The sequence below is a fragment of the Planctomycetia bacterium genome (assembly GCA_015200345.1).
Classification (GTDB): Bacteria; Planctomycetota; Phycisphaerae; order UBA1845; family UTPLA1; genus PLA3.
In genome coordinates, this window is record CP054187.1 from 2,469,194 (window position 1) to 2,485,905 (window position 16,712).

Genomic DNA, 16,712 nt, shown 5'->3' on the forward strand with positions numbered 1-16,712 from the left:
GTCATGACGGCGACACTGAACCGGGTCGCGCCGCAGGGCAGCGCAGCCGAACTGGTGATGCTGCTCGAGCAGCAGCGGGCGACGTATCGGCGACTTCGCCAACTGGCGGAGCGGCAGCGCGTGCTGGTGGTGCAGGACGACATGCAGCCGCTGCTGGCCTTGCTGGGCGAGCGGCAGGCGCTGGTGGACGCGCTGATGCGGGTGCACGGTCAGTTGGCGCCGTACCGGGCGAACTGGCCGGCGACGATGCAGGGTCTGGATGAACCGACGCGCAAGCGTGTGACGGAGATGCTGGAAGAAGCGAACGAGGCGCTGGGCGGCATTTTACAGGGAGACACGCGGGATAGTGCCACGCTAACGACACGACGCCAGGAGACGTCGGAGCGGATCACGACGCTGGGGCAGATCGCGCGCGCGACGGCGGCCTATGCGGCGGCGCCCGCCGGGTCCGCGGCGCCGGGGCGGTTCGGGACGGATGCCAGCGCCTAAGCGGGAATGATGTGGATGGCGGCGTTTCGCAGGATGAAACACCGAGCAAGCATTGAATCGGCGAGCGTGCTCGCCGGAAAAATGAGACGCGAGACAATGATCGAACTTGCAGAGACGACGCACGACGCGCCAGACGTGACCCAGCGGGAACGGGAGCTGGGCGCGATCATCACGGCGTACAACGACGTGACCGAGCGATTGAAGCAATCGCACGAGTCGCTTCAGCGGGAGGTCGCGCGGCTGCACGGCGAGCTGCATCGCACGAACGAAGCGTTGCGCCGCAGCGAGCGGCTGGCGGCGCTGGGCGAGATGGCGGCCGGTCTGGCGCACGAGATTCGCAATCCGCTGGGTGGCATCGCGCTGTATGCGTCGATGCTTTCGCAGGCGGCCGGCGGGGACGGCAGCGCGGTCGACGCGGCGCGAACGCGCACGGCGGCGACGCGCATCGCCAACGGCGTGCGCACGCTGGAGCGGTTGATCGCGGAGATTCTGGATTTCGCGCAGGAGCATCGTCTGGAGCGGCAGCGCTGTCGCCTGGGCACGGTGTTCAACACGTTGCGCGATGCGATGGCCCCGTGGGAGGAACAGACCGGCGCCCGGATGACGATCGACGCGGAGGCGGACGAAATTGAGGCCGATATCGATATAGGCCGGTTGCACCGGGTGCTCGTGAACTTGGTGCTGAACGGTTTGCAGGCGGCAGGTCGCGGGGGGCGTGTGGCGATCGCGGCGCGGCGCGATGCGGATGCGGCGGTGATCGAAGTGGCCGACAGCGGTCCGGGCATCGCGGAGGAGTTGCTTCCGCGGGTGTTCAATCCGTTTTTCACGACGAAGGATACGGGCACGGGGCTGGGGCTGGCAATCGTGCATCGCATCATCGAGGCGCACGAGGGATCCGTCGCGGTGAGCAATCGCGCGGGCGGCGGGGCCGTGTTCACCCTGCGTTTGCCGGATGGTGAATCGGGCGATCACGCAGGGAGATAGGAAAGTGAACGAGCCTGCGGCGACCGGGACGTGGCCGCGGGGATGAAGTCATAAACGAAAGGATTGCGACAAGCCGTGCGAGCGGGGACACGCCGCGCGGCGTCGCCAAAGGGAGCAAACATGGCGCGAATTTGCATCGTGGACGACAAGGATGTCATGCGGGACTCGCTGACGGATATTCTCACGGCGGGTGGGCATGAGGTGGCGGCTTTCGCCGAACCGAATCAGGCGTTGATGGCGGCGACGCCGGGTCGGTTCGAGGTGATCGTGAGCGATCTGAAGATGCCGGGCATGGACGGCATCGAGTTGCTGCGATCGTTTCGATCGCGCGGCGTTGATGCGCCGTTCGTCTTGATGACGGCGTATGCAAGCGTCTCGACGGCGGTCGAAGCGATGAAGATGGGTGCGTTTGATTACATCCAGAAGCCGTTCGAGGCCGAGGCGATTCACCTGGTGGTGGAGCGCGCGGCGTCGGTGAGCCGGCTGCGTGGCGAGAACGAGGCGCTGCGTGCGAGCCTGATGGACCTGGGTCGTGACAGCGAGCTGGTCGGTTCAAGCCGGGCGATGCGGGCGGTGCGATCGCAGATCGAGAAGGTCGCGCGGAGCCAGGCGACGGTGCTGATCCAGGGCGAGAGCGGGACGGGGAAGGAGCTGGTGGCGCGTGCGATACACACGGCGAGCCAGCGCGCGGCGGCGCCGATGCTGTGCGTGAACTGCGCGGCGTTGTCGGCGGCGTTGCTGGAGAGCGAGTTGTTCGGCCATGAGCGTGGTGCGTTCACCGGCGCGGACAAGCTGCGCAAGGGGCGCTTTGAGCTGGCGACGGGCGGCACGCTGCTGCTGGACGAGATCAGCGAAGTGTCCCTGCCGGTGCAGGCGAAGTTGTTGCGCGTGTTGCAGGAGCGCGAGTTCGAGCGCGTCGGCAGCAGCGTGACGATTCAGACCGATGTGCGTGTGATCGTGACGACCAATCGTGATCTGACGGAGTGGGTGGCGCGGCGGCGGTTCCGTGAGGATCTTTTCTTCCGCGTGAGCGTGCTGCCGGTGACGTTGCCGCCGCTGCGCGATCGGCGCGAGGACATCCCCGAGCTGGTGGGCCATTTCCTGGGTCGCATCGCGCGGCGCGAGGGCAGCAACACGAAGTCGATCACGCCCGCGGCGTTGCGTGTGCTGGAAGCCTACCACTGGCCGGGCAACGTGCGCGAGCTGGAGAACGTCTGCGAGCGCGCGGCGGTGTTGTGTCATGGTGACAGCATCGATGCGCCCCTGATCGAGCCGTGGCTGGCGTCGGCGAGCACGAAGGCCGAGGGCGTGAACCGCCCGCTGCGGCCGGGCCACATGATGGAAGACATGGAACGCTCGCTGATCGAGCAGACGCTGGTGCGATTCAACGGGCATCGCGAGAAGACGGCCAAGGCGCTGGGCATCGGCGTGCGCACGCTGGGGATGAAGCTCAAGCAGTGGCGCGACGAAGCGGCGGCGCAGGCCGCGGCATCGCTGGCGGCGGCCCAGGGTCCGCAGCGCATCGCGGGTTGAATCGCGCGGTTTTTGCGCGGCGCGGCACGATTTGCCGGTTCGGCGGACATTGTGTCGATAAGAACGGCAGGCGTGCGGCGTGAGCAGGCGTCGGTTGCATGGCACGCCGGTTGCTGAAGCACGAGGACCGGGTGCGCCCGAGCGTCGGAGACGCGGATGACGTTTCTGGATCAGGTGATCGGCGGCGGGTCGATACCGCTGCTGGAGAAGGTGCTCTCGTTCACCGAGGCGCGGAATCGGATGCTGGCGGAGAACATCGCCAACATCACGACGCCGGGCTATCGAACGAAGCAATTGGACGTTCGCTCGTTTCAGGCGTCGTTGCGGGAGGCGTTGGACCGGCAGGACGCAGCCGAGCGGCGCGGCGTGGTATCGCCGCCGCTGGAGCTGAAGGCAACGCGCGAGGTGCGCGTCGGCGCGGGCGGCGCACTCGAGGTGACGCCGGGCACCGAGCCTGCGGAGAACATTTTGTTTCACGACGGCACGAATGCCCGGATCGAGCGACAGATGGCGCTGCTGGCCGAGAACACGATGATGCATCAGGCCGCGGTGGAGTTGATGAAAGCGAACATCGACGGGCTGTCGAAGGCGATTCGCGGCCGGGCGATTTAGTAGGGCATGACCGGCCGGGAACCAGGAAAGACGTATGTTCGGCGCATTGGACATCAGCACGAGCGGCCTCGCGGCGCAGCGGACGTGGCTGGACACGATCTCGGCGAACATCGCCAACGCGCAGACGACGCGTCGAGCCGACGGTGGCGACGGTCCGTACCTGCGACAGGTGGCGTTGTTCGCGCCGGGCGACGGCCGTGGCGGGGCGGGCGTGCACGTGGAGAAGATTGTCGAAGACCATTCCGGCAAGCCGCGTGAAGTGAAGGACCCGGGCCATCCCGATGCGGATGCGCGTGGGATCGTGCGGTATCCGAACGTGGATCTCGCGACGGAGATGGTGAACGCGATGGTGGCGGTGCGGGCGTACGAAGCGAACGTGACGGCGGCGGAGGCGACGAAGTCGATCGTGGCGAGCACGCTGCGGTTGCTGGCGTAGAGGCGTGAGCCATGAGCCGCCGGGTGCGTGTGAGACGCACCCATGAGTTGTCTCGAAGGCATGAAGGTAACTCGCGGCACCCAGTCTGAAGTTCGGTGAAGGAAGGGCAGTCATGTCAGACCTAGGCATCAAGAACCTGGAGGGCCTGAAGCCGCTGACCGGCGCGAATCCGCTGAAGGAGGCCGACGGCCTCGGCAGGGCGTCGCCGGTCGCGAAGACGGGCGCGGCGGGAGGGAAGGACTTCAAGAGCTTTCTGCTGGAGAGCCTGGACAAGGTGAACGCGCTTCAGACGGAAGCGAACGAGGGCGTGCAGCGCCTGATGACGGGCGAGACGAACAACGTGTCGGAAGTGCTGACGGCCAGTCGCAAGGCCGGCATCGCGTTCGATCTGCTGATGGAGATTCGCAATAAGCTGATGGAAGCGTACACGGAGATCAAACAGATGCGGGTGTAGGCGAGCCGTGAGCCTGAATGCGGCGGGGCGTCGGATCGGCGCTGTCGTGTATCGGTTCCAGGCACCAAGCGGACGATGCATGGCGAACTTCCCGGCGGAGCCGGGATCGGAATCAGACGGAAATGGATTTCCTGTCGTCACAATTGAGGCAGATCGGGGAGCAGCTCCGCGGCACGTCGGTTTCGCAGCGTGCGGCGATCGGCCTGCTCGTGGTGGTGCTGATCGGCGGCATGTACGGTCTGGTGCGCTGGAGCGGCCAGCCGGAGTGGGTGCCGCTGCTGCCGCAATCGTTCACACCGGAACAGATTCAGTCGATCCAGGCGTCGCTGGCCGTGGCGGGGGAACGGTCGAAAGTGGACGGGGATCGCATTCTCATCCAGGGGGACGAAGGCCGCCGGGAGCAATTGACGGCGATGCTGGCGCAGAGCGGATCGCTGCCGAAGGACACGAGCCTGGGTTATGCCGCGCTGGTGAAGGCGAGCAGCGTCTTCATGGGCGACCGCAGCCGCGTGTGGATGGAGAATCGCGGGCTGGAGGCGGAGCTGTCGGGTGTGATCGGCCGGTTTCGTGGCGTTAAAGATGCACATGTCTTTATAGAGGTTCCGCAGACGCGAGGGTTCTCGGGCAAGTCCACGCAGTCGCGGGCGAGCGTGCATCTGACGCTTGCGGAAGGCGAATCGCTGGACAAGCAGCGCGTGGCGGCGATTGCGAACTTCGTGGCCGGGGCCGTGAGCGGTCTGGACCCGCGCAACGTGAAGATCACCGACGGCGTGCGGTTCTATCGTCCGCCGGAGAGCACCGGGGAGGTGCCCAGCGAGTTGCTGGACATCCAGCGTCACGCCGAGGATTACCATTCGCAGAAGGTGTACGACCAGTTGCGATACATTCCCGGCGTGCTGGTCAACGTGCACGCGCAGCTTCGCACGAGCGAGGAACAGATTCAGGAGAAGACCCTCGGCCCGCCAGCGGTGGATAACGAAACATCGCGCACCGAAGAGACGCGCAGCGCGTCGACGGCGACCGGTCCGGGCGTGCGGCCGAACCAGGGGCGCAGCATCAGTGACGGTGGAACGGGCACGTCGAACACGAAGGAAGAGACGGAGACGAGCCTCAAGGGTGAGCGCGACACGAAGGTGCGCAGCACGAATCACGCGGTGGGGGTGGTGGAGAAGCTGACGGCGGCGATCAACGTGCCGCGGAGTTACCTGGAGCGCATCGCGTCGGCGGTGGGCGCCGCGGGCGGCGGCGGTGGTCAACCCGATGACGCGGTGATCGGCAAGATCGCAGAGGCGGAGTTGCCGAAGATTCGCGCGCTGGTGAAGCCGTTGATCAACGCGACGTCGGATGAGCAGGTCGTGGTGAATTGGTACTACGACATGGCGGCGCCGGAGTCCAGCGCGCCGGCGACGCAGTCGACGGGCATGGTGGCGCTGGCGCGGGACTATGGGGCGCAGATCGGCGTCGGGTTGCTCGTGTTGTTCAGCTTGTTCATGTTGATGCGTTTGGCGCGGCAGGGCGCGGGAGCGATCGGGCGAGCCGGTCGGAATCGGCCCGTGCCGGCGGGCGCATCGATCGGCGGGGGTTTCGGCGGGTTTGGCGATCCGGACGGTCCGCTTCAGAAGCTGGGCGGCGGGACGATGCTGGTCGGCGAGGCCGAGGAGACCGACGCGGTGATGGAAGGCCACGAAGTGGATGAGAAGACGGTGCGGACGCATCAGATTGTGCAGCAGATCAGTCAGATGGTTCGGGAGGATCCGGCGTCGGCGGCGAACATTGTCCATCATTGGCTGCAGGAAGAGAAATAGACGAGATGGCGGCGCGCAACAATCGCAACCAGAAGGAGGACGAGGAGAAGCAGAGCGGTCTGCGCAAGGCGGCGATTCTGCTCGTCAGCCTTAGCCGGGAGACGGCGTCGGCGATCCTGCGTCAACTGGACGGCGATTCGATCGAGGCACTGACGCGGGAGATCGCGCACATTTCGGAGCTGGACGAGTCGGTGCGGCAGTCAGTGATTGAGGAGTTTCACGGCTTGGCGCTGGCGCGGCGGTACGGCGAAGTCGGCGGGCTGGCCTGCGCGAGGAGCTTGTTGAGCACGGCGCTGAACAAGGAAGACTTCGAGCGGATCATGCACACGGTGGAGCATCAGTTCAACTCCAAGCCGTTCACGTTCCTGCACAAGGCGGCGACGGAGAACCTGCTGACGTTCATCCAGGACGAACACCCGCAGACGATCGCGCTGATCCTGGCGCACCTGACGCCGGACAAGGCGAGCGAGATTCTGGGGGGATTGAAAGAGGAGAAACAGAAGGAAGTCGTCGCGCGCATCTCGCGCATGGAGCAGACCAGCCCGGAGGTCATCAAGGAAGTCGAGCGCGGACTGGAGCATCGGTTGAGCGGTCTGGTGACGGAGCGGTTGCAGCGCGTCGGCGGGGTGGAGAGCGTGGCGGAGATTCTCAACCTGTGTGATCGATCCACCGAGCAGGGGATTCTTGAGAAGCTCGGCGAGGAGGATCCCGAGCTGGTGGAACAGATTCGCCGGCTGATGTTCGTCTTCGAGGACATTCTGCTGGTCAACGACAAGGGCATCCAGGCCGTTCTGAAGGAAGTGGAGACGAGCGAGCTGGTGCTGGCGATGCGCACGGCGACGGACGAGTTGAAGCAGAAGATTCTGTCGAACATGTCGGAGCGTGCGGCCCAGATGATCGCCGAGGAGATGGAGTACATGGGTCCGGTGCGGCTGTCGGATGTCGAGGCGGCGCAGCAGAAGATCGTGGACATTGTTCGGCGGTTGGAGGACGCCGGCGAGATCATCATCGCCGGTCGCGGCGGCGAGAAGGAACTCGTCGTCTAGGCGAGGGTGCGAAAGGGCGGCATGACGCGAGCGATTCGATCGGTGATCAAGGCGGGCGATGCGCGGCTGGCGACGCGTGGGATGTATTCGCTGGACCTGCGCGACATCGAGCACGAGGCGGCGCAGGTGCTGGCCGCGGCGCGTGCACAGGCGGAGCGGATCATCGCCGAGGCGCGTGCCGCGGCACACGCGCAGAGTGAATTAACCCGGCAGACGGCGCATCGGGAAGGGTACGCGCAGGGCCAGGCGCGTGGGCAGGAGACAGGCCACGCCGCGGCGCTGGAGGAAGCGCGGGCACGCTTCGCGGAGGAACACGCTGCGCTGGGGCGGGCGCTGACCGAGGCGCTGGCCGCGTTTGCCGCGCGGCGGGAGCAGTTGTACGCCGAGGCGCGGCGTGATGTGGTGCTGCTCGGTGCGACGATCGCCTCGCGCGTGTGGTCGCGGCTGGCGGCGGATGAATCGGTGGTGACGCAGGTTGCGCTGGGCGCGATGGGCGAAGCGCTGGAGATGGTCGGTCGGGCGACGCAGGCGATGGTGCGCGTGAATCCGGCGGATGCGGCGGCGCTGGAGCGCTTCGCCGCGTCGGTGCAGGGCGTCGCGGAAGAGAGTTCACACATTCGCATCGTGGCGGATGAGTCGGTGGCGCGCGGCGGTGTGCGGATCGAGACGGCCGATTCGGTGGTGGACGCGACGATTGCCCAGCGGCTCGACCGGGTTGCGGATGAGCTGGTGAGCGGATGGCGCGAGCGGCTGGCAGCGCTGGGACTGGACACGGACTCGGCGGACAAGCGCGCCGGCTAAATGGGGTGCGGATCGCACGTCAGCGAGGCGGTACGACGGCGCGACGGCGAGGCGACAATCGATGACGGTGCTGGCGGAAGCGATCGAGACGGCGCGGCGCGCGGACACGTTGAGTGTGACCGGGCGGGTGTTGTCATGCACGGGCATGACGATCTGCGCCGCGGGGTTGCCGGTGCCGGTCGGGTCGTTGTGTGAGATTGATTTCGGCGGCGGTCGTTCGGCGCTGGCGGAGGTGATCGGCTTCCGTGAGCAGGCGACGTTGCTGATGCCGCTCTGCGGCGCGGAGGGAATCGCCAAGGGCCAATGGATCCGCCATGTGACCAGCACGCAAAAGGTCGCGGTCGGTCCGGGATTGCTTGGGCGCGTCCTGGACGGCATGGGTCGGCCCAGCGATGGCCTGCCGGTCGCGGCGCTGGATGCCCATTATCCGTTGCATCGCGCGGCGCCCGATGCGCTGCGTCGGCCGCGCATCGACGCGCCGCTTTCCGTTGGGATTCGCTCAATCAACGCGATGCTGACGCCGGGTTGCGGTCAGCGGCTGGGCGTTTTCGCGGGCACGGGCGTCGGCAAGAGCATTTTGCTCGGCATGATGGCGCGGCATACGTCGGCCGATGTGGCGGTGATCTCGCTGGTCGGCGAGCGTGGCCGCGAGGTGCGCGATTTCATCGAGAAGGATCTCGGTGAGCGCGGGCTGGCGCGGAGCGTGCTGGTGGTGAGCACGTCGGATCAATCTCCGCCGCTGCGCGTGCGCGCGTGCTTCGTGGCGACGGCGATCGCAGAGTATTTCCGGGATCAGGGCGCCAACGTGCTGCTGCTGATGGATTCGGTGACGCGCCTGGCGATGGCGGCGCGGCAGATCGGCCTGGCGGCGGGCGAGCCGCCGGCGACGAAAGGGTATCCGCCGAGTGTGTTCGCGATGTTGCCGAGGCTGCTGGAACGAAGCGGTCGGACCGAAAGTGGCAGCATCACGGGTCTGTACACCGTGCTGGTGGAAGGCGACGACGTGAACGAGCCGGTGTCCGATGCGGTGCGAGGAATTCTCGACGGTCACATTGTGCTGTCGCGGCGGCTGGCGAATCGGGGGCAGTATCCGGCGGTGAGCGTGCTGGAGAGTGTGAGCCGGGTGATGCCGGACGTGGTGGACGCGAAGCAGTTGGAAGCGGCGACCGCGGTTCGTCGATTGCTGGCGGTGTGGGACGAGATCGAGGACCTGGTGAACATCGGGGCGTACGCGGCGGGCAGCAATCCGGAGTACGACCTGGCGATACGAATGATGCCGGCGGTCACCGCGTTCCTTCGGCAGGAGATGGACGTCGGCGTGGATTTCGAGGCGTCGAAGGCGGCGCTGATGGCGCTGGTGGAGGAGTTTGAGCGGAAGGAAACGCCCAAGCGTCCAAACGCCGAAGCGCCAAAACGACAGAAGTAGGATGAGCACGGCTCGCCGATGGGCGAGGGCACGTAGGTGATCGGGATCGGCTCACGGTAAAAGGTCCCACGAGATGAAATCACGACGCATGTATCGATTTGAGACGCTGCTGAAGATTCGCCGGGCGAAGGAGGACGCGGCCCGGCGGGTGGTGGCGGCGCGGCTGCGTCAGATCGCGGAAGTGGAGCAGCGTCAGGCGGCGTTATCGGAGCGTATTTCGCAGGAAACCGAGGCGATTCGGGCGTCGCTTGGAGAAAAAAACAAGAATCTTGATGTGGAACAATTGCGCTGGTCTCGGCACTGGCTGGGGCGATTGCGGCTGGGCGTGTTGGAGGCACAGGCCGAAGTTGCAGGTCACCGCGCAATGCTCGCGCAGGAGCGCGCGGTGTTAAATGACGCTCGGAAGCAGGTCGGCGTGCTGGATCGCCTGAAGGAGCGTTGGCGTGCGTCAGTTATTGCCGAATCGCAGCGCGTCGAAGCGCGCCAGTTGGATGAGATGAACACGGCGCGCTTCGCGGCCGGCGCGGGTCAGGAAGTGAGAATCTGATGCTCAAGCGCGCTTTTTTTGCGGCGGCAATTGTGACGATGTTAAACGCGGCGGCGCTGACGGGCGTGGCGGCGTGGGCGGCGACGCGAGGCTATTTGTCACGCGATCGGGTGCACGCGGCGCTCGCGGTGTTGCGGGGCGAGTCTCCCGCGGCCACGACGCAGCCGAGTGCGGCGTCGCAGCCGGGTCAGGATTCACCGCAGCCGGCGACAGCGGAGCAGTTGAGGCAGCGCGAGACGGCGGAAGAGATCGCGAGGACGGAACTTGAGCGGCGCAGTCAGGAAATCGCCAATGCGTGGAAGCTGCTGGAGATGCAGCAACTCGCGATGGTGCGCGAGAAGGAGTCGCTCGAGGCTGATCGCAAGCGGTTCGCCGAAGAAGTGCGGCAGCAGGCCGCGGCAGGAAGCGACGATGGTTTCGCGAAAGAGCTTGAGATTCTCGGCGGCATCAAGGCGAAGGACGCCAAGGCGCTGTTGCGGCTCAAGCCGGACGCCGACGTGGTGCGGACGCTCATGGCGCTGGATGCGCGGGTCGGCCGCAAGATCGTCGGCGAGTGCAAGGAACCCGAGGAGCGCCTGTGGATCGGGCGCATTTTGGACAAGTTACATGAGCAGAATGCAGCACGGGCGGAGGTCCTGGGCGGCAGCTCCTAATCGTTCCGATCGCGCGGGCCGTATGCCGCCATGGTCGGAAGGAGCCACCCATGGAGATGGCCCGACTCCTGACGCAGCTCCTGCGTCGACCGGCGCCGGCATCTGACGGCGGTGCACGAATTCCATTTGATGGTTCGTCGGCGCGGCCGACCGAACGCTCGTTCACGCGTGAGTTGAAGCAGTTGCGAACGTCCGCGCGCGACGACGCCTCGTCCAGGCGTCCCGAGCAGGTCCAGCGGCCGGAAGAACCTTCCCCGTCACAATCAGACGAAGCCGAGGCACCGCGCGACGAGGCGACGTCGCCGGAGAGTACGCAAGTCGAATCGCGACAAGGTGCCGAGGCGCAGATTGCTGGCACACTCCAGATCGCGGTCGCGCTGGCGGAGCCGGTTGCGGCCGATGGGGAGTGGGTCAGTGCGGCTTCGATAGAAGCGGAAGCCTCGGCCTCGAAGGCGGCACAATCGAATGAGGCGGAGTCTCGCGGCGCGACCTCACCGTGGAAGGCGTCGTCGTCGGCTGACAAGGCAGTCCTTCAGGCGACGGTCGACATCAAGAAACCGGCCCAACCCGAATTCAAACCGCAGGACCGCGTGATCCCGCTTGGCAAACTCGGGGTGGATGATCCCGAGCTGGAACTTGCGGAGAAGGTGAAACTGGCAACGTCGCCGGAGACGGGGCGAGCCGGTTGGGCCGGTCGGCGCTTCATCGCGGACGCGAGCGCGCGTCACCCATCACAAATCAAGAACCAGGGCAACGGCGTGACAACCGCGTCACCGACCTCGAACGGCGGCCAGACGCCGGGTGCGTTGAGCGCGACGATCGGCCGTGCGGAGGATGTCATCAAGGCGATTGGTGCCGTGCAAACGAGCGCGTCGGATACAGATAACGCGGCCGATACGGCATCGGGATCGGCTTCGGCTCGCGAGTCGGCGGAGGGCGGGGCGGTGGCGCAGCGGCAGGCGGCGGTCAAGGCGAAGGTGTCGAGCAGCGCGGGTGTTGATCGCGCGAGCGAGTCTCCGACGAGCGGCGTGAGCGCGTCCGATGCGTCCAGCGCTGGCGGTGGCGCATCGCAGGCGTCATCGGGTTCGGTGAGCGTCGGAGTCGAGCCGTGGTCGCGCGCGGCGTTGGAACGGGTGGGGGTGTCGCGCGTCGAGGGCGATTCCGCGGCGGCCTCCCTGGCGAAAGCCCTGCTGGCGTCGCACAACGGGGATTTGAGCGGTAATTCGTGGGCCGCAGGCACGACCGGAAGCGAAGCTCATGCCGGGACGAGTGTCCTGAACGTGACATCATCGGGTGAGCGCGGGAATGCGCTGCCGCCGAAGGCGTTCGGCGCGCTCCTGGGTCAGCAAAGCCCGGCGGCAACGCGCGTGGCGGAATTGCTGCTGGCGCAGCAGCCGGCTGCGGGCGGTTTGGACGCGGCAGTGCGGTTGCTGGGTGGTGCGAGCGGCTCGGGGAAGCAGGAGGTCACACTGCAACTGGATCCGCCGGAGCTGGGTCGCATGCGCCTGGAAGTGCGCATGGAAGAGCAGACGATGAGCCTTCGCGTGGACGTGCAGAGCCGCGCCGTGGCGAAGCTCGTCGAGACGCGCCTGCCGGAGCTGCGCGACGCGTTGAGCGCGCACGGCATTTCGATAGATAAGTCACAGGTCATCATTCGCACGGCCGATGCGCACGGAGGTTCGCTCGGGCAGGAGTCGGACTCGAGCGCGAATCAGCAGCCGGGCGGGCACCATGGCGGTTCGGAAGGATTCTTCTCGGAAGGGCATGCCGATCGCGACGGCGGGGCGGGACATTCCTGGCGAGACGGGTGGACTCCCGCGGAGACGACAGGATCAGGTGACGATGCGTGGTCGGCCGCGCGTGAAGCTGTTCAGGGGGACGAAGCGAGCGGATTCAATGCCGGATCGGCGGTGTCGATGCGAGCCGGCGCGATGAATCTGGTGGCGTAGCGGGTTGAGATCAGGCGGCGCGGCGCGCCGAGTTGTGGAAAGGTTTTGACATGGAAGCTTCGACAATTGGTTCAAGCACGTTCATCCCGACGCAACGGGCGACGACGCGTGGGTTTGATGATTTGAAGGGCGAGGATTTTTTCGCATTGATGATCGCGCAGTTGCAGGCGCAGGACCCGATGAAGCCGACGGACAATCAGCAGTTGTTGAATCAGATGTCGAGCATTCGACAGATGGAGCAGTCGGAGAATCTCACGGCGACGTTGTCGGCGCTGGCGTCGGAGCAGCGGTTCGGTGCGACGTCGGGCCTGATCGGGCACTACGTCGCGGGTCGCGTGACGGACAACGCCGGCAACGCGACGGAGCTTCAGGGGCTGGTCATCGGCGTTCGCTTTGAGCGCGGCAACGCGATTCTTGAACTGCACAACGGGCGTTCGCTGCCGGCGAGCAAGGTCGAGCAGGTGACGCTGGTCGAGAACCTGCCGCCGGACATTCTGGCGCAGCTTCAGCAGGAGCTGGGGCGCGTGCCGCCGACGGGTGATCCCGCGGGCGAAGACACCGATCCGGCCGGCGAGGGCGACGGCGCGGTGGATGACGCTGGCGGGGAGGATGACCCGGGCGATGCGGGGGCGTTCGTTGCGTCGCGCCTGCGAAACACGCCGTCAATTGCCGCGACGATGAATCAGCCCGGCGCGGTGAAGCTCAACGCGCAATGGACCCATGGAGGTGACGTTCTTGCGGCGCTGCTCGCGCCGAGTTTCGGGCTGGAGCTGTGAGATTCGCTTCGATGGAGGGGAAGAGAGAACGTCGTCATTGGGAATCCTGGGACACACAACCTTCGCCACGGGAGGTAGATCGGTATGGGTTTGACATCCGCACTGTACACGGGTTTGTCGGGTTTGAACTCAAGCCAGTTTCGGCTGGACGTGATCGGCGACAACATCGCGAACATCAACACGATCGGTTTCAAGGGATCGCGCACGCTGTTTCAGACGCAGTTCTCGCGCACGATCTCGGGCGGCACCAAGCCCGGCGAGGGGCAGGGCGGCACGAACCCGATGCAGATCGGACTTGGCTCGACCATCGGCGCGGTGCAGCGCAGCTTCCTGCCCGGTTCGGTCGAGACGACCGGCGTCCCCAGCGATCTCGCGGTCGAAGGCGAGGGCTTCTTCGTGCTGCGCACGCCGGAAAATGAAAACGTCTATACGCGAGATGGCGCCTTCTCGCTTAGCGCCGACGGCCGCCTGCTGACGCAGGACGGTTTCTACGTGCAGGGCTACGCCGTCAACTCGAATTTCGAGTTGCTTCCCGGCGCGTTGACGGATATTGCGATTCCGCTGGGCACCTTGACGACCGCGCGGGCGACGAGCTCGGCGCGACTCGACGGCACGCTGAACTCCAGCGGCGTCGTCGCCACGCAGGGCACGATCCTGCGCTCGCAGATACTCCACGATGCCGCCGACTTGCCGATCACCGCCGCCACCGCACTGACCGACGTGAAGGAGCCGGGGGGCGTGCCGCTGCTGGCCAATGGCGATGTGATCACCGTCAACGGCGTGAAGCGCGGCGGCCGCGACGTGCCCACGGCCGAATTCATCGTCGGCACGACCGGAACGACGGTTGGCGATTTCCTGAACTGGATGGACCAGGTGCTCGGCATCGACACGACCGCCGGGGTTGGAGGATCGCCCGGGGTGTCGGTCACGCTGGACGGGCGGTTGGAGTTCAGCGGCAACGTGGGCACGCAAAACGCGTTGAGCATTCAGGCAGGCACGCTGACGAGCAGCGGCGCGACGCAGTTGCCGTTTTTGTTCACGGAGGCGCAGGCCGCCAACGGGGAGAGCGCGCACACATCGTTCATTCTTTACGATTCGCTCGGCACGCCGCTGCGCGTGAACGTCACGATGGTGCTCGAGCAGCGTACGACGGGAAGCAGCACGTGGCGGTTCTACGCGACATCGGGTGACGACAGCGATCTGGATTTCTCGGTGGGCACGGGCACGCTGACTTTCAACGCCAACGGCCAATTCGTCAGCGCGCCGGAGAGCGGCATCGTCATCAACCGGGTCGGCACCGGCGCGAACGATCCGCTGCCCGTCTCGCTTGACCTGACTCGCCTGAACGGTCTCACGTCCGGCGCGTCGGGCATGGTCATGAGTTTCCAGGACGGCTTCTCGTCGGGCACGCTGGTGGATTACAGCGTCGGGCAGGACGGAATCATCACGGGCACCTTCACCAACGGGTTGAACCAGACGATCGGCCAGATCGCGCTGGCGACGTTTGCCAATCCGGCCGGCCTCCTCGCGCGGGCGAACAACATCTACTTCGTCGGGCCGAACAGCGGCGAGGCGCGGATCACAACCCCGCTGACGCTCGGCGCGGGCAAGGTGAGCGCGGGCACGCTGGAGCTTTCCAACGTCGATCTTTCGCGCGAGTTCATCAACCTGATCACGTCGTCCACGGCGTTCTCGGCGGCAAGCCGGATCATTACCACGTCGGACCAGTTGCTTCAGGAGCTGCTGCTGATCGCGCGGCGGTAAAGAAGGAAACACCAAGACGCTGAAACGCCAAAACGTCGGGCGCCAGGCACGGAAGCACGATCGGGGCAGGATCGCAGGGTGGGTACGGCTTACCCAGCTGCTGACCCCTCGCGCAGGAATTGCCGACTCACGCGTCGTTTCAGCCGATGGTGATATGTACCGATAAACGGTAGTAGGCGTGCGCTCTGCGCTTGCTGAACGTCAGGGTGGGCGTTGCCTCATCCGTCTGCGTGGGGCGTCGGGTCGCGCGGCGATGGCCGATTGGTTTATTTGATTCGAGTCGCATCACGATGGCGCAAGACAAGGCCAAAGACAAGCCCAAAGAGGAACCCGCCAAGGACGGCGCGGGGGAAGCGGCGCCCGAAAAGGCCAGCGGCAAATCGGGCAAGATGATGACGATGGCCATCTTCGGCGGGGCGATGCTGATCGAAGGCGTGGCCATCTTCGCGTGCATGAAGTTCCTGGGCACCGAACCGGACCCCACGCACGGCATGCAGGAGATGACGGTCACGAGCAAGCCCTGGGCGCAGAGCGTGGAGATGCCGGTCGCGAAGGTGCGCGTGCCGAACAACAATGGCGCGCGGACGGTGTTGTACAGCGTCAACGTTGTGTTGAGCGTGCATCATGCCGAGGCCGATCGCATTCGCGAGTTCATGGAGAATCGCAAGAGCACGATCGAAGACGTGATCAGTCGCGTGGTTCGCAGCGCCGACGAGGGGCATCTTGCCGAGCCGGGGCTGGAGACGCTCAAGCGGCAGATTCGATTTGAGTTGAGCACGTTGTTTGGGGATGACAGGGCGATTGAACAGGTGTTGATCCCCGAGTGCACACCGATCCCGGCGGGCTTCTAAGCGCTCGCCGGATCGAAACGGTCGGACAGGATGTCCGCGAGCAAGCCAGGGAAGGCGGAGCCGATGGCACAGCAGGAACCCAATCCCAATCCAGGTCAACCGGTGGCCGAAGCGCCGGACTCCGCGACCCCGCCGCCCGATGCGGTGGGGGATGCGACGTCGAGCGCGTCGACGATGGCGGCGTCGCCGGGGGCCGCGCCGGAAGCTGTTCCGGCATCAGGCAAAGAAGCGACGGCGCCGGCGCGGGCAGAAGTCGGCGGCGGAGCGGCGATGGACCTGCCGGAGTTCGAACCGGATCGCGCGGCGGGTGGAACGGCTACCGCAGCGACCGCGGCCATCGATCTGCTGAACGACGTGGAGTTGAACGTCACGATCGAGCTGGGCCGGGCGCAGATGCTGATCGAGGAGGTGCTCAAACTGGGCGAAGGCTCGGTCGTGGAGCTGGACAAGCTGGCGGGCGACCCGGTGGACGTGCTGGTGAACGATCGGCTCGTGGCGCGGGGCGAAGTGCTGGTGCTCAACGATAACTTTTGCGTCCGCATCAGCGAAATCATTACGCCGGACCTGGAACACGCGGCCAATTAGG

The 16,712-nt window shown here is 65.9% G+C and carries 17 protein-coding genes; all 17 read left to right on the plus strand.

Annotated elements, in window-relative coordinates:
* Nucleotides 1-3: 3 nt before the first annotated feature.
* Nucleotides 4-489, plus strand: coding sequence for a hypothetical protein (locus tag HRU71_10095; GenBank protein ID QOJ03810.1), 486 nt, complete (start codon nt 4-6; stop codon nt 487-489).
* 96 nt (nt 490-585) lie between these two features.
* On the plus strand, nt 586-1,473 hold the full coding sequence (locus tag HRU71_10100; GenBank protein QOJ03811.1) for a hypothetical protein: 888 nt from the start codon (nt 586-588) through the stop codon (nt 1,471-1,473).
* A 120-nt stretch (nt 1,474-1,593) separates the two neighbouring features.
* A complete protein-coding gene (locus HRU71_10105; protein ID QOJ03812.1) occupies nt 1,594-3,006 on the plus strand; it encodes a sigma-54-dependent Fis family transcriptional regulator in 1,413 nt (470 codons plus the stop codon).
* A gap of 156 nt (nt 3,007-3,162) precedes the next feature.
* Nucleotides 3,163-3,618 (plus strand): flagellar basal body rod protein FlgB, encoded by a 456-nt coding sequence (gene flgB / locus HRU71_10110; protein QOJ03813.1) that lies wholly within the window; start codon nt 3,163-3,165, stop codon nt 3,616-3,618.
* Nucleotides 3,619-3,652: 34 nt separating this feature from the next.
* Nucleotides 3,653-4,054 carry a flagellar basal body rod protein FlgC gene (flgC, locus tag HRU71_10115; GenBank protein ID QOJ03814.1) on the plus strand — a complete coding sequence of 134 codons (402 nt, stop codon included), beginning with the start codon at nt 3,653-3,655 and terminating at the stop codon, nt 4,052-4,054.
* A 112-nt stretch (nt 4,055-4,166) separates the two neighbouring features.
* Complete coding sequence (fliE, locus tag HRU71_10120) at nt 4,167-4,508, plus strand: flagellar hook-basal body complex protein FliE (GenBank protein ID QOJ03815.1); 342 nt, start codon at nt 4,167-4,169, stop codon at nt 4,506-4,508.
* Between the two features lie 122 nt (nt 4,509-4,630).
* Complete coding sequence (locus tag HRU71_10125) at nt 4,631-6,313, plus strand: hypothetical protein (protein QOJ03816.1); 1,683 nt, start codon at nt 4,631-4,633, stop codon at nt 6,311-6,313.
* A 5-nt stretch (nt 6,314-6,318) separates the two neighbouring features.
* Nucleotides 6,319-7,359 (plus strand): flagellar motor switch protein FliG, encoded by a 1,041-nt coding sequence (fliG, locus tag HRU71_10130; protein ID QOJ03817.1) that lies wholly within the window; start codon nt 6,319-6,321, stop codon nt 7,357-7,359.
* A 21-nt stretch (nt 7,360-7,380) separates the two neighbouring features.
* Nucleotides 7,381-8,160 carry a hypothetical protein gene (locus tag HRU71_10135; protein ID QOJ03818.1) on the plus strand — a complete coding sequence of 260 codons (780 nt, stop codon included), beginning with the start codon at nt 7,381-7,383 and terminating at the stop codon, nt 8,158-8,160.
* A 61-nt stretch (nt 8,161-8,221) separates the two neighbouring features.
* Nucleotides 8,222-9,586 carry a FliI/YscN family ATPase gene (locus HRU71_10140; GenBank protein ID QOJ03819.1) on the plus strand — a complete coding sequence of 455 codons (1,365 nt, stop codon included), beginning with the start codon at nt 8,222-8,224 and terminating at the stop codon, nt 9,584-9,586.
* 88 nt (nt 9,587-9,674) lie between these two features.
* On the plus strand, nt 9,675-10,133 hold the full coding sequence (locus tag HRU71_10145) for a flagellar FliJ family protein (GenBank protein QOJ03820.1): 459 nt from the start codon (nt 9,675-9,677) through the stop codon (nt 10,131-10,133).
* Nucleotides 10,133-10,786 (plus strand): hypothetical protein, encoded by a 654-nt coding sequence (locus tag HRU71_10150; GenBank protein QOJ03821.1) that lies wholly within the window; start codon nt 10,133-10,135, stop codon nt 10,784-10,786. Before HRU71_10145 ends, HRU71_10150 begins: the two co-directional genes overlap by 1 nt.
* A 50-nt stretch (nt 10,787-10,836) precedes the next feature.
* Complete coding sequence (locus tag HRU71_10155; GenBank protein QOJ03822.1) at nt 10,837-12,735, plus strand: flagellar hook-length control protein FliK; 1,899 nt, start codon at nt 10,837-10,839, stop codon at nt 12,733-12,735.
* A gap of 50 nt (nt 12,736-12,785) precedes the next feature.
* The gene (locus tag HRU71_10160; protein ID QOJ03823.1) at nt 12,786-13,511 is read left to right on the plus strand and encodes a hypothetical protein; all 726 of its coding nucleotides are present in this window, start codon (nt 12,786-12,788) and stop codon (nt 13,509-13,511) included.
* Between the two features lie 84 nt (nt 13,512-13,595).
* The gene (locus HRU71_10165) at nt 13,596-15,275 is read left to right on the plus strand and encodes a flagellar hook-basal body complex protein (protein ID QOJ03824.1); all 1,680 of its coding nucleotides are present in this window, start codon (nt 13,596-13,598) and stop codon (nt 15,273-15,275) included.
* Between the two features lie 290 nt (nt 15,276-15,565).
* A complete protein-coding gene (locus HRU71_10170; protein ID QOJ03825.1) occupies nt 15,566-16,126 on the plus strand; it encodes a hypothetical protein in 561 nt (186 codons plus the stop codon).
* A gap of 30 nt (nt 16,127-16,156) precedes the next feature.
* Nucleotides 16,157-16,711 (plus strand): flagellar motor switch protein FliN, encoded by a 555-nt coding sequence (gene fliN / locus HRU71_10175; GenBank protein QOJ03826.1) that lies wholly within the window; start codon nt 16,157-16,159, stop codon nt 16,709-16,711.
* The last annotated feature ends 1 nt before the right edge of the window (nt 16,712 follow it).

Coding starts and splice junctions, on each gene's coding strand:
- HRU71_10095 (QOJ03810.1), top strand. CDS start 4: ATGACGGCGACACTGAACCGGGTCGCGCCGCAGGGCAGCGCAGCCGAA.
- HRU71_10100 (QOJ03811.1), top strand. CDS start 586: ATGATCGAACTTGCAGAGACGACGCACGACGCGCCAGACGTGACCCAG.
- HRU71_10105 (QOJ03812.1), top strand. CDS start 1,594: ATGGCGCGAATTTGCATCGTGGACGACAAGGATGTCATGCGGGACTCG.
- flgB (QOJ03813.1), top strand. CDS start 3,163: ATGACGTTTCTGGATCAGGTGATCGGCGGCGGGTCGATACCGCTGCTG.
- flgC (QOJ03814.1), top strand. CDS start 3,653: ATGTTCGGCGCATTGGACATCAGCACGAGCGGCCTCGCGGCGCAGCGG.
- fliE (QOJ03815.1), top strand. CDS start 4,167: ATGTCAGACCTAGGCATCAAGAACCTGGAGGGCCTGAAGCCGCTGACC.
- HRU71_10125 (QOJ03816.1), top strand. CDS start 4,631: ATGGATTTCCTGTCGTCACAATTGAGGCAGATCGGGGAGCAGCTCCGC.
- fliG (QOJ03817.1), top strand. CDS start 6,319: ATGGCGGCGCGCAACAATCGCAACCAGAAGGAGGACGAGGAGAAGCAG.
- HRU71_10135 (QOJ03818.1), top strand. CDS start 7,381: ATGACGCGAGCGATTCGATCGGTGATCAAGGCGGGCGATGCGCGGCTG.
- HRU71_10140 (QOJ03819.1), top strand. CDS start 8,222: ATGACGGTGCTGGCGGAAGCGATCGAGACGGCGCGGCGCGCGGACACG.
- HRU71_10145 (QOJ03820.1), top strand. CDS start 9,675: ATGTATCGATTTGAGACGCTGCTGAAGATTCGCCGGGCGAAGGAGGAC.
- HRU71_10150 (QOJ03821.1), top strand. CDS start 10,133: ATGCTCAAGCGCGCTTTTTTTGCGGCGGCAATTGTGACGATGTTAAAC.
- HRU71_10155 (QOJ03822.1), top strand. CDS start 10,837: ATGGAGATGGCCCGACTCCTGACGCAGCTCCTGCGTCGACCGGCGCCG.
- HRU71_10160 (QOJ03823.1), top strand. CDS start 12,786: ATGGAAGCTTCGACAATTGGTTCAAGCACGTTCATCCCGACGCAACGG.
- HRU71_10165 (QOJ03824.1), top strand. CDS start 13,596: ATGGGTTTGACATCCGCACTGTACACGGGTTTGTCGGGTTTGAACTCA.
- HRU71_10170 (QOJ03825.1), top strand. CDS start 15,566: ATGGCGCAAGACAAGGCCAAAGACAAGCCCAAAGAGGAACCCGCCAAG.
- fliN (QOJ03826.1), top strand. CDS start 16,157: ATGTCCGCGAGCAAGCCAGGGAAGGCGGAGCCGATGGCACAGCAGGAA.